This window comes from Bathymodiolus thermophilus thioautotrophic gill symbiont, assembly GCF_003711265.1.
Lineage (GTDB): Bacteria > Pseudomonadota > Gammaproteobacteria > PS1 > Pseudothioglobaceae > Thiodubiliella.
On sequence record NZ_CP024634.1, the window covers coordinates 1,903,803 to 1,915,997 of the forward strand.

10 protein-coding genes and 1 tRNA gene are annotated in these 12,195 nt (G+C 32.7%); 3 read left to right on the forward strand and 8 right to left on the reverse strand.

Annotated features, from left to right (window positions below; all coding sequences use genetic code 11):
- Positions 1-659: 659 nt before the first annotated feature.
- Positions 660-2,075, forward strand: coding sequence for a hypothetical protein (locus tag MS2017_RS06580; RefSeq protein WP_164707644.1), 1,416 nt, complete (start codon positions 660-662; stop codon positions 2,073-2,075).
- A 101-nt stretch (positions 2,076-2,176) separates the two neighbouring features.
- On the opposite strand, the gene MS2017_RS06585 is transcribed toward MS2017_RS06580, so the two are convergent.
- The 3 genes from MS2017_RS06585 to MS2017_RS11335 all read right to left on the reverse strand — a co-directional run bounded on the left by MS2017_RS06585 (position 2,177) and on the right by MS2017_RS11335 (position 3,936).
- Positions 2,177-2,884, reverse strand: coding sequence for an endonuclease (locus MS2017_RS06585; protein ID WP_122951681.1), 708 nt, complete (start codon positions 2,882-2,884; stop codon positions 2,177-2,179).
- Between the two features lie 109 nt (positions 2,885-2,993).
- Positions 2,994-3,386: a hypothetical protein gene (locus tag MS2017_RS06590; RefSeq protein WP_122951682.1), complete on the reverse strand. Its 393-nt coding sequence runs from the start codon at positions 3,384-3,386 to the stop codon at positions 2,994-2,996.
- Between the two features lie 462 nt (positions 3,387-3,848).
- Positions 3,849-3,936 (reverse strand) — tRNA-Asn (locus MS2017_RS11335).
- 11 nt (positions 3,937-3,947) lie between these two features.
- On the opposite strand from MS2017_RS11335, the gene MS2017_RS06600 reads away from it, so the two are divergent.
- Together MS2017_RS06600 and MS2017_RS06605 are read left to right on the forward strand one after the other, a co-directional pair.
- Entirely contained in the window at positions 3,948-4,184 is a 237-nt protein-coding gene (locus MS2017_RS06600; RefSeq protein ID WP_122951683.1) for a helix-turn-helix domain-containing protein, read from the forward strand.
- A gap of 41 nt (positions 4,185-4,225) precedes the next feature.
- The gene (locus MS2017_RS06605; RefSeq protein ID WP_164707646.1) at positions 4,226-5,122 is read left to right on the forward strand and encodes a tyrosine-type recombinase/integrase; all 897 of its coding nucleotides are present in this window, start codon (positions 4,226-4,228) and stop codon (positions 5,120-5,122) included.
- Positions 5,123-5,611: 489 nt separating this feature from the next.
- On the opposite strand, the gene MS2017_RS06615 is transcribed toward MS2017_RS06605, so the two are convergent.
- From MS2017_RS06615 to MS2017_RS11805, 5 genes are all read right to left on the reverse strand, one after another.
- Complete coding sequence (locus tag MS2017_RS06615) at positions 5,612-8,566, reverse strand: type I restriction endonuclease subunit R (RefSeq protein ID WP_122951686.1); 2,955 nt, start codon at positions 8,564-8,566, stop codon at positions 5,612-5,614.
- Complete coding sequence (locus MS2017_RS06620; protein WP_122951687.1) at positions 8,563-9,873, reverse strand: restriction endonuclease subunit S; 1,311 nt, start codon at positions 9,871-9,873, stop codon at positions 8,563-8,565. Before MS2017_RS06620 ends, MS2017_RS06615 begins: the two co-directional genes overlap by 4 nt.
- 2 nt (positions 9,874-9,875) lie before the next feature.
- On the reverse strand, positions 9,876-11,582 hold the full coding sequence (locus tag MS2017_RS06625; RefSeq protein ID WP_122951688.1) for a type I restriction-modification system subunit M: 1,707 nt from the start codon (positions 11,580-11,582) through the stop codon (positions 9,876-9,878).
- Between the two features lie 170 nt (positions 11,583-11,752).
- Positions 11,753-11,971: an integrase core domain-containing protein gene (locus tag MS2017_RS06630; RefSeq protein ID WP_338134310.1), complete on the reverse strand. Its 219-nt coding sequence runs from the start codon at positions 11,969-11,971 to the stop codon at positions 11,753-11,755.
- 15 nt (positions 11,972-11,986) lie between these two features.
- The gene (locus MS2017_RS11805) at positions 11,987-12,181 is read right to left on the reverse strand and encodes a DDE-type integrase/transposase/recombinase (RefSeq protein WP_277424485.1); all 195 of its coding nucleotides are present in this window, start codon (positions 12,179-12,181) and stop codon (positions 11,987-11,989) included.
- Positions 12,182-12,195: the final 14 nt, after the last annotated feature.

The following is a 12,195-nucleotide window of genomic DNA, read 5'->3' on the forward strand; positions in this document are numbered from 1 at the left end:
GAAATGATTTAACTGAAATAACTGAAATGATTTAACTGAAATAACTGAAATAACTGAAATAACTGAAATAACTGAAATAACTGAAATAACTGAAATAACTGAAATGATTTAAACACAGGGAAACGATATCACGCTATTAAATTTTTGTCAAGTGTTTTTAAATTTAATAAGTTATAAAGTTTTTTGCATTCTATTTTCAACAAAATACTCAGAATTATTACAATTTTTAATACACCCAACAGCAACGAAGCAAAAAAACAGCTGGATTTGTGCATTAACAAATATTAAAAAAAACACACTAAAGTTCGTTATGGCAATACTTATAAGGGGTTGTTAGCGTATGGATGGTTAACAAAATTCAACTTTTGCCAAATGGGTGAGAAGTGAATTTTTGATGATTATTCAGGTTTATACGAAGGTCTCTCATTTTATTTTTGAAAATGATATATTTTTTTATGTTTTTGATTTCTGCATCTGAATTAAAATCTTATGTTAGAATAATATTTTAAATTCCCATCATTGTTTGTAAATAAAATTGGTTAAATATGAATAAAAAGACATTTGTGTTGCACTTAAAAAAATGCAAGTTTAGATTTAATAATCGTGAGCAAAATTTTTATTGGATCTGGTTTGCTAAATTTAGAAAAGAACCACTTAAATTGTTATGGATTCTGAATTTATTTCTTATTTACACCTTTAGTGCTGTCGCTCATGCAGATACAACACTTGCAGATGACTGCAAAGCAGAGGGGCAAAATTCTACGCATTTAAATGGGTCGGTGTGTGTAAACGGAAAGCCAGTGTTGACGCCTGAAGAAATGCATAACAAAATTTTCCCTTTGTATGAGAATATGAAAAACAATAAGGACAGTTTTGAATATTACCAGAGAAAAAGTTTGGTTAATTGCTTGGCGGATAAAAATTGGGTGAACAATCCATCGCTACCAACAGAGCCTGTAGCAACGGGAAAATTGGATATTATATGTAAATTTCACAAGTTTTCTTGGCAGTCTTTTGCTTATTTGACGGCACTTGGGGTTAGTAAAAAACCACACTTTTTAGAAATGATGCCAAAGGAAAGAGTATTCAAGAGAAAACCTGATGCTTGGGATTTTGATGGGGATATAAATCTTGTTTTTTCCAATATTCAACAGGCGGCTACCAGTGTTGTGCTCAATGACTGGAATCATAATCCAGTTTTTTATCAGCAGAGCATGAATAAAAAGTTTTATAACGATATAGTGCTCAACCAATTGAATAACAGTCAATGTATTAATGAAATTGATTCAAAGCGACGCCAATTTGATATTACTGCGGGTGCCATAGAAATTAAAACTTCTTGGAAGGTTTTGGATCCTAGTGACGACGCTTCAAGTTTTTTTACTATTCACCGTAACATTATGTTGAATGGAAAACTGGTAAAAAATACACAACTTGCTTTATTGGGTATGCATATCGTCAGAAAAACCCCGAAACATCCAGAATGGATTTGGGCAACATTTGAACACAAAGACAATGCGCCCGATTGTGACAACATAAAATCAGATGACGAAACTAATTGGACTTTGTACAATCCCAACTCTTCTCAAAAAACAAATACATATGTGGCTGGCCAGCCAACACAAGTATGCAGAAAAACGCCACATGGCGCTGGATTTTTAGCAAAGGCTGGGCTAACGGTGGTGCGTGATATCAAGGATTTGAATGCGGGTATGACAGATATATATCAGGCCAAAGATGCTATATGGAAGAACTATTTTTTAGTGGGGAGTGCTTGGACACAATCCATTAATCCTTTTTCTACTAATGGCAAACTTCCCCCTACATGGAGAAATGAGATAGGTGGATCAAGTCTTTTGTCAAACACCTCTATAGAAACTTATGTGCAAAATCCCAAGTGGTTTGATATAGAACACCCCAACACAAACAGGGGATGTTTTGGTTGTCATATTTACAATCCCGACAAGCAAAATGCCCTTCATTTAAGCCATATGTTTAATGCCGCCAAAGATTATGGGTCTTGCATTGTGAGAACTCTACACAATAAAAAATCAGAAGCACCTTTTGGGAAGTAATGTAGTTTTTTATATAAATTGACATGCGTTTCTTTGCTTTCTAAGTCATTGGAAAACAAAGACAAATCAATAATTAAAATTTCCATAAATTTTTTTGCTCGTTATTTACCTTGTATTATTTCAATCCGCTTAAGGCGCGCACTTTCCCAATCATCAATTGGATCTAATTGATGCCAAGCATTCATTAACTTTTTTGTTTGCATTGACAAGTTAAGTCCATATTTTTTAAACATATAAAAATAAATACGAGCGATATCGCCACGCACACTGGGTGCTGGCTCTACTTTTCTTAAATTTCTTGCACCACTAATATTAATTTCAATATCGCAAGCGCCATAGTTCCTTATTTCGCCTGATACCAATCCAAATTGATAATTTGATCTGTCGCCATTTACTTCGCCAATAGATGGCACTAAATTCATTAAGTCGTTATAAGCCTGTTTGAAAGTTTTATTGGTTTTTAAGCAGTATTTACGACCATTCGTGCCTTTGCGCTTTGTGCCTTCTAGCCAACAAGAACGACCAAGTGGTGTAAGTTGTGCCAACCAGTACGCAGGCACAATATGCTCAGCTTCAGTTCGGGAAGCCCGGGGTTTATTTTTACGCACTTGGTATCCGCAACTGTTTAGATCAACCTTGCGATTTGAATAATCACAACCACAGTAAAATGTTTTTTGGTTGTCGTAATAAATTTTTTGATACATTAGTTTTTTTGCACTATTAAAACTTGATGGGCTATTGGCAAAACTGGTGTTTGCAACAACCAAGATATTGAGGGTTAAAGCGTATGAAATTATGAAATTTTTCATCTTTTATTTATCCACTAGGTTAGTTTCGATTTTTTCAACCTCATCTATGAAAAACTGATAAGCATTTATTTGCTAAAGCCAAGAGTGCGCTGTTGTAATTCTTGAATTTCTACCGTGCTTTTTCAATGTTTCCGTTGCTTAGTCCAAAACTTTTGAGGCAACTCAACACTTCGTTTGCCTTAACCTGTGTTTGTAATTGGAGTTGTTTAGCGCTTTCCAATATTTTGTAGATACATCCGCCAGCATTAGATTTTTTATTTTTTGGTTGATTGAGTGTTTGGGTAATGACGCTGTTCATTGTTTTTTTGTTTAGATTGTTCAAACAGGTGTTAATTTGCCTCTTATTCACACCCCACTCAGTTAACTGCTGGCGAATGTTTAACTTGTTTATTTCGATAGCCTTTATATTTTTAATATTTTGAGTGTTGTTTTTACTGTTGTTGCGAGTAAGTGCACCAACTGTCCTTTCTTGTTTTTCTAAGATTAGTGCGTTATCTTGCATATTGTTCTCCTTTGAACATTAACACCAGTTTTGTAAAGAATTTTAGTGGTTTAAGAATTGGCACTGTTTTTACCTTCAAGGTAGCACCTGTAGAGCAAGGATGGCTAATTACGAATGAAGGGCAACTAATTGCGGGCAAAAGGGTAACTAATTACGGGTAAGGGGTAACTAATTTCTTTAAATGTTGCCACAACAAGATTTTTTAATTGCGTGTGTTTGCTATTTTTGAGACAAAGTGTCACTAATTGTGGATAGGTACAACTAATTACGAATGAGGAAAACTTTGCTTTAGTAACAACGATTTCAATAGACGAAAAGAGACCTGCAAGGTTATTGCAGTGTTCTTTAAATATTGAGTTTTCGCTTGTATCTATCATAAAACCCTTAAATTAATAAAAAATTTGTATGAACAAAGCAGAAATATAAACTACAATTAAAAAAATTTAACTATATTTATGAGTTTGGCTCCTCGAGCTGGGCTCGAACCAGCGACAAATGGATTAACAGTCCATTCGCTTATAAAATTATACGATGCTAATTTAACTATGGATTATACTCACATTGAAGGATTTTACAACTAAATTTAATTTAATTTTAAAAAACGAAGATATGACGCCTACAAAGATGTCAGAAATATCTGGCATTACACGCACTGCAGCATCGGATTATAAAATTGGCCGCTCAATTCCTTCCGTTCAAAATTTAATTAAAATTATTAACGCCTTTCCAAAATACACCTTGTATATTCTTGATTTAGATACAAGAGAACTGCCGCAACAAACATTCCTTAAAAATTAACTTTAGTTTATCTCAATCTATTTTATAAATGGAGTATGGCAGTGGAGCTAAAAAAATTACTTGAACTGTATCAACAAGAAAAACCGCAATTATCTTCTAGGACAATTCAAAAATATGAGTCTGTTATCACGATGTTTATCAAGGATTCAGGAATTGATAATATCTTTGTCACACGCAACGAATGCATTAAATGGCGCAATAAAATATTAAACAGATCAAGTGCTGGAAATTGCAATAATTATCATCGACACATGAGGTCTTTATTTAATTTCGCAGTTGCTGCTAATTATTTAGATGAGAATGTTTTTCAATCGATTGATATTTTAAAAACAAGCAATGTGAAATGTAAAACAATCAGCGAAGCAACATTTGAAAAATTGTTATTGACCATAAAACATGATAAGTATTATTCATGCCAATCATGGTTTTATTTAGCAATGATAGATGTTTTTAGATTTACTGCTATACGCCGAAGGCAATTAATTGGCATTAAGTGGCGTGACATTAATTTCAATGAAAAAACTTTATACCTAGATGCTAAATATTCAAAAAATAAAAATGATAATTTGGTGCCTATTAACGATATTTTGATTGAACACTTTTCAACACTTATGGAAAAATCAAAAAATCCAAAACAATCAGAACAAGTTTTTAACATTACAAAATTTTTAAATAGTTACAAGGCAGAACAAATGAACGAAGATCATGTCTCAAGGTTATTCACAAAATGGTCAAAAAAAATTGGCGTACTTGTATCTCCCCACAGATTTAGACACACAACGGCAACAAAGATTGCCAATAGTGGGTGTAATTTGAAATCACTGCAGCAATTACTTGGTCATTCTGACATTAAAACAACTTTAGGTTATGTTGAAACGAATATTGATGATTTAAGGAGAATTCAGTTGGTCATTAATAGTGTAAAGACTATTTATTAAAATATGATTATGAGTTACAAAAACTGAAATGCCATTATATTTTGTATGAGGATGAATCTTGTTTAGTAATACCTTGATGTATCTAATAAAGTATTCTTTGGTTTCGACGCAATGTTTATCATTTTTTATTATCTGCTCCATTTATTTGTATCTCCTTCAACACTTATAAAAAATAACAAATTTATAAACATTTGTTATTTATTTATAAAGATTTAATAATAGATTTAGTAGAGAATAGCAATGACACCAAAAAGATTCAAGAGATGGTTAAGAACTGGGAGGTTCCTAGTTATAACGATTTAAAAGATGGAAGAGGAAAGCATCATAACTTTGAGGTTTATATAAATGGTGAGGGATATATTAAGAATATCTTTGTTGTTTCCGAAAGAAATTGCATGTATATATTGGGTTATCTGTTGATGGATGCATTGAATATAGATAAAAAATCTATATATTCCAATAATAAGACTACTGATTATTGGAATACACTTACCGAATTTCTAAAGACTTAGTGTAATCTTCATAAAGCCTATCTTTGATAAATTTATTTCGTTTATTTTCACTCAGTTTCTTATAAAAATCTAAGTTGTCTTCGACCAAACTTGTTACTAATGATTGGAAAGTTCTATCAAATTTATCACGTTTATTAGAATCGGAATTATCACCAGTCATGACCATCCTTAATTCTTCGTTTTCATGTACTTGACATTTGATTTTTTCAAATTTAACTTTATCTTCATCAGAGAACTCACCATCAAATGAATCATTAAGTATTTCAATAATATGAGATAAGAAATCTGTTGGTTCTTCATTAATTCCATCAGATCCATCAGAACCAATCCCTTCAATTACGGTATCACCGTCATCCAATTCAATAGTTGATGTAAATTTCTTTTCAATCTTAAAGTATTCAAGATCAATAGATGACAGAATGTCTGATAATTTACCACCTTCTCTTCTTGGTAGTTTTTTACTCAGCCCTCGAACAAATATAAACAGTTTCTCAAGGTCAATATCCTTAAAGGTGATGACTTGTGAAATGTAACCGTAAAGTCTTATAAAACTGTAAATTTGACCTCTAAATTCCTCTTGCTCATCTTCATCTAATGACTTCCAATTAACAACTACTGAATCAAGTATCCCTTGTAACTCTTCGGTAGATATTTCATCTTTGTAGAATGTATCAACATACCTTTCAATGTCGTCGTCATTGAACAAGTGATATTCATCAATATCATCTTTAATTGAGTACAGTCTATTCGGATCAATTTCTTCTTCTAGAATTGTCCCTTCATAGAAGGGTTGGAATGACTCTTGTACATCTTGTGGGTCATTAACAAAGTCTAAAACAAAAGTATCTGTTTTACCTCTCATTGTTCTATTCAACCTTGACAGTGTTTGAACACACTGCAATCCCCCAAACTTCTTATCAACGTACATGGTGTGCAACATTGGTTCATCAAACCCTGTTTGGAATTTATTATTAACAATAAGGATTCTAAATTGTGGCTCTTTTAAACTCTCTTCTGTTTGTGTTTCGGGTACACCGTTCATTGAAGATTCAGTATAGTCTTGGTGAGTGCCTTGATCATATACTGTTCCAGAGAACCCCACTAATGAACGATATGGTAAATCCATTTCCTCCATCTGTTTATCAAATTCTAATTTGTACTTAACACAATGAAGGCGTGATTTAGTTACTAACATTCCTCGACTCTTACCTTCGAGTTTATTAGACGCATGATTAACAAAATGATCTAATATAATTCTGACTTTTTCAGTAATTGTATGTGGATGTAAATCTACCCAATTCACCAACATTGATTTAACTTTACTCTCGGGTAACTCTTTATCTTCTTTAACCTTCTTATTGAGTTTGAAGTATCGTTTGTATGTTGTGTAATTCTGTAATACATCCAAAGTAAAACCTTCTGAGACACTTTGTTTCATTGAATATAGATCGAATGGTTTAAAACCTTCCTCTGACGGTGTTCCGAATAACTCTAAAGTCTTATTCTTAGGTGTTCCTGAAAAACCAAAGTATGAAATATGAGGTTGTTTACCCCTTGAGTTAATCTCATCCAATATCATCTTATCGACTTGAGTTAGGTCCTCTTCACCTTCACCTTCTTGGTAATTATCTAGGTTAGATTTAGATAATGATTTTCTAAGATGTTTAGATGTTTCACCACTTTGTGATGAGTGAACCTCGTCAATAATTACACCAAATTTTCTATCACCTAATTTTGAGATAGTCTCAGAGATAACAGGGAACTTTTGGATCGTGGTAATAATAATTGATTTACCTGACTCTAAGAATTCTTTTAATTGTTGTGATGTTCCATCAACTGGGTTTACAACACCTTTGGTTTGCTCGAGTTGAAGTATAGTATTTTTAATTTGTTTATCCAATACTCGTCTATCAGTTACAACAATGATTGTGTCAAATATACGGTTGGCATCTGTTGGGTTTTGATATAAAAATGACAACATGTGGGATAACCAACCGATAGAGAGTGATTTACCAGAACCAGTAGTGTGTTGAATTAAGTAATTAACCCCAGTTCCTTTGTCCAATATATCTTGTCTAATTTTCTTAATGACATTTAATTGATGGAATCTTGGAAAGATTAAAGTATCAGATTTCTTTTCAACTAATCTTTGTTGTTTTGGATCATAAACCTTCTCAATATCTTGTCTAATATGAACAAAGTTTTCGATCAAATCTAATACCGAATCCTTTTGTAAAATATCATCCCAAAGATAATGAGACATGTGTCCTTTAGGATTGACAGGGTTATCAATACCCTTATTAAAGGGTAAGAATCTTGTCTTTGATCCACTTAAACGAGTTGACATGAATACTTTCTCATTACCAACAGAGAAATACACCATATTTCTTTTAAATTTAAATAACGGTTCTTTAGGGTCTCGATCAAACTTCCATTGTTTTATACCGTGGGTATGGTTTTGACCGGTTAATGAGTTCTTTAATTCCAACATCATCACTGGAATACCATTAATGAAAATACCCATGTCAATAGAGTTTTCATTCTTCTTAGAGTATTTGAGTTGACGAAGTTCAATAAATCGATTCTTTTTATATAAGTCTTGGTGTTCTTGATTAAGTCCAGATTTGGGTTTGAAATACACTAATTTAAAGGTATTCCCTCTATCCTTTACACCTTTACGTAGAACTTCAATAACTCCTTTAGATTCAATTTGTTCTGAGATTCTTTTGGTGAGTTTGTTATTAGTATCATCACCGTACTGTTCGGTGAGTTTTTGGTATTTCTTTGGTTGGGTTTCTTGGATAAACTCAATGAGTTGTGAAGGTATTAAACATAATGATTTATCATAGAGTTTTGGCTCAACTTTTATGTAACCACTGTTCAGTAGTTGAACTTCAATATGTTCTTCAAAGTTTAACTCTGTGTAATTCATACTAACACCTCATCTCTTACATCAACCTTACCAGTAACAACATCTGAGATTAATGATTGACGATATTCTTTTAACAAAATAATACGTTTAGATTCAATATCAACGAGTTTATCAATTTTTGAGGTCTCGAAGTCGAGATAATCAACTATTTGTTGTTGTTCTTGATGTGGTGGAAAGGGGAATATTAAGTTTCTAATCTCTCCTAATGATATAAATGGTTGTCCACCACCTTTCTGACTTATGTCTATCTGACTCTTTAGAATTTCACTATCTATTAAATATATTAAATATTTCGGAACTATATCATTAGATTTAGAGGTTTTAAATAAACAAACATTTTTAATTGAAAATTTTTTATTGTTTGTTACCAATACATTTTTACCTATATTTCCTCCAATCATTGACATAATAATGTCTTCTTTTTCAACATCACTCCTACGGTTTATTTCTAAATAATCTACTTCAGATATATGTTTACACTGGTTGAAATCTATATCATTCTTTACAAATGATTTAGATGTTACTAATGGAAAAGTTTGTTGTCCTTTATCAACAAACTCTGGTGTGTCGTGAGTTCCATCTTTTACTTCACAATAGTAAGATATTTTAGTTCTCACCCACCCACTAGGTATATCCCCAATCCACTCAACACCACTATCTTTCATTTCAACATGGGGGTTTAACCCTTTAGTAACAGTTGTATTAATGAGTGATGTTCGTTGTTCTTTTAATAACTCGATTTTTTGTTGAGTTTTCTCAAGGAGTGTATCAATCTTTGAGGTTTTGTTATCGAGATAATCTGAGATCTGTTGTTGTTCTTGGAGTGATGGAACTCTTACACTTAGGTTTAGAAATGTTTCCATTCTGACTACTTTCCTAAGTCCAGTGTAATAAGGTTTTAAACCCTTTACATCGTCGATAGAAAGATAGTTATAGTAAATAAATTTTGAGTCAGTTAATGTATTACATTTAACGACCTTATATGACCCTGTTATCATTCCACTAAAATTTGATATACCTATGGTTCTCGGTGTTTCATCTATGTCATATAAACAAAAAATCAAATCATCCTTATCGACAGTTTGATACGTGTCAAAACTTTCAGGAAACTTACCCCTACCACTTTCAACATCTCTTAATACTACACCTCTTTTAGTCAATGACAATAACTGATATTTGTCAGATTCTTCTCCTACAACATTTTTTGTAACATCGAACAAATATTTGTTTCTTACAACACCCCACTCACTCGGAATCTCACCAATCCACTCAACACCACTATCTTTATATGCTGGATAAGTATTCATTACTAAACAACCTCATTTAATAGATTCTCTGACTCTTCTTCAAGTTTGAGTAAATCTTGGGTGATTTCACTCATTGAACGAAGTGGTTTATATTTATAAAAATATTTAGTAAAGTTGATTTCGTAACCAACCTTGTTTTTAGATTCATCCATCCACGAATCTGGTAGGTGTGGCTTTACTTCTTTTTCAAAGTAATCTTCAATGTCACCAGTTAATGGAATTCTTTCATAATCTCTTTTCTTGGTATCTGGTTTAACTTTTCCTTGTTTGGTGGTAACAACAACCCCATTCTTTTCTAATGGCTGTTCAATTGTTATTTTTGTATATCCAAAATATTCGTTATTATGAATCTGACTAACTTCTGACTCTATAAAGTTATTGTATGTTTCAACAATTTGTTTACGACCTTCGACAGAAACCTCTTTACTTTTCTCACCAAGGTTTTTTCTCATTGATGTGTAAAAATTAGATCCATTAATTAATTGAACCTTCCCTTGTCTTTCACTAGATTTTTTATTAGTTACAATCCACAAATATGTCGATATACTGGTATTAAAGAACAACCTATCGGGTAACGAAACGATACATTCCAACATATCGTTTTCAATAATCCATTTACGTATCTCACTCTCACCCGAACCACTATCACCTGCAAACATTGGTGAACCATTTAAAACAATACCAACACGTGAACCTTTTGGATCCATCTTAGAAATCATGTGTTGTAAGAATAACAATTGACCATCAGATGATCTTGGTGTTCCTACTGAGAATCTACCGTTAGGATTGTCACTTTCATTTTCAATAAAACTCTTTTCTGACTTCCAACTTACACCATAAGGTGGGTTAGTTAACATATAGTCAAATTTATCCCCTTGAAATCTATCCTCAGATAACGATGAACCTTGACGAATTTCCTCTGGATTTCCACCAGTAATCATCATGTCAGATTTACAAATTGAATAGGTTTGTGGGTTTAGTTCTTGACCTAATAGTCTTATATCAACTTTATCATTAATATTTTCATGAACCCATTCTTGACTAGTGGTCAACATACCACCAGTTCCACAACAAGGGTCAAAAATACTTCTTACTTTATCATTGCCTTGTAAATTGTCAGATTCTTGTGAAAATACCATTGATACCAATAATTTAACAACATCTCTTGGTGTGTAATGTTCACCAGAGGTCTCATTACTCATCTCAGAGAATTTTCTTAACAACTCCTCAAAGATTTGACCCATTTGATGATTCGAAACAACATCGGGGTGTAGTTCAATTTCACTGAATTTCTCAATGAATTGGAATAAACGATTATTTTTATTTAACTTCTCAATAGGTTTTTCTAATTGGAAGTTTTCAACAATTTCAACAACATTCTCACTGTAACCACTTAGGTAGTTATCGAAATTCATCATTACATTAGATGGGTCTTGTCTGAGACGATTTAAGTCATATTGAGAATGATTGAAGAATGTAGTATTAACCCTTGTAAGAATAATAGGCGTCGGATCATCAACTTGTGATTTGTATTCGTTGTAAAGGCCAATAACATTGTCTTTGTGTGGCTCTAAAACACAATCAAGACGCCTTAAAACAGTGAAGGGTAGGATGATATCACCGTATTCATGAGGTTTAAACAATCCTCTTAATACGTCGTCACAAACGTTCCAAATAAAAGATGAGATTTCACTATGGTTAACAGACATAAATTAAGTCCAAAATAAATTGTAATATAGATGTAATGTTATCAGATTGGGGTCATAAAATCTAACATGTTAAATACAATAAACTACATTACCCCAAAACCCCTGACAACTCTTTAAAATTTCTTATATAGCCCAATTTAAGGAAGTCTTCGCCTTTTCTTGATTTAATTTTACACTCTCCCGATACACATCCATTGGTTTTCTACACCCAATGTTTCATGAAATCTTCGATGATTATAAAACTTAATATAATCATCCACATCAACAATCAACTCACGAATAGATTGATACTCGTTCAGATAAACCCTTTCGCATTTTGCACTTCGCCAAAAGCGCTCAATGCAGATATTATCTGTGGCTCTGCCTTTGCCATCCATGGATATTTGAATGCCTAAATCTTTTAGTCATTTAGTGTGTATCTCGCTGGTGTATTGACTGCCTTGGTCGGTATTAAATATCTCTGGATGTGAGTGTTTTTCTAAAGCATTATTGAGCACACTCATTACTAATTGCGAATCCATGGTGTTGGATGTCTTGTGTGATAGCACTGCTTTAGAATGCCAATCAATAATGTACCATATACACCATGCCGCCTGCAACCTTGATATAAGTA

Excerpts from the sequence above, each read along its gene's own strand:
- MS2017_RS06620 (WP_122951687.1), bottom strand. The coding sequence starts at position 9,873 with ATGAATACTTATCCAGCATATAAAGATAGTGGTGTTGAGTGGATTGGT.
- MS2017_RS06615 (WP_122951686.1), bottom strand. The coding sequence starts at position 8,566 with ATGAATTACACAGAGTTAAACTTTGAAGAACATATTGAAGTTCAACTA.
- MS2017_RS06590 (WP_122951682.1), bottom strand. The coding sequence starts at position 3,386 with ATGCAAGATAACGCACTAATCTTAGAAAAACAAGAAAGGACAGTTGGT.
- MS2017_RS06585 (WP_122951681.1), bottom strand. The coding sequence starts at position 2,884 with ATGAAAAATTTCATAATTTCATACGCTTTAACCCTCAATATCTTGGTT.
- MS2017_RS06625 (WP_122951688.1), bottom strand. The coding sequence starts at position 11,582 with ATGTCTGTTAACCATAGTGAAATCTCATCTTTTATTTGGAACGTTTGT.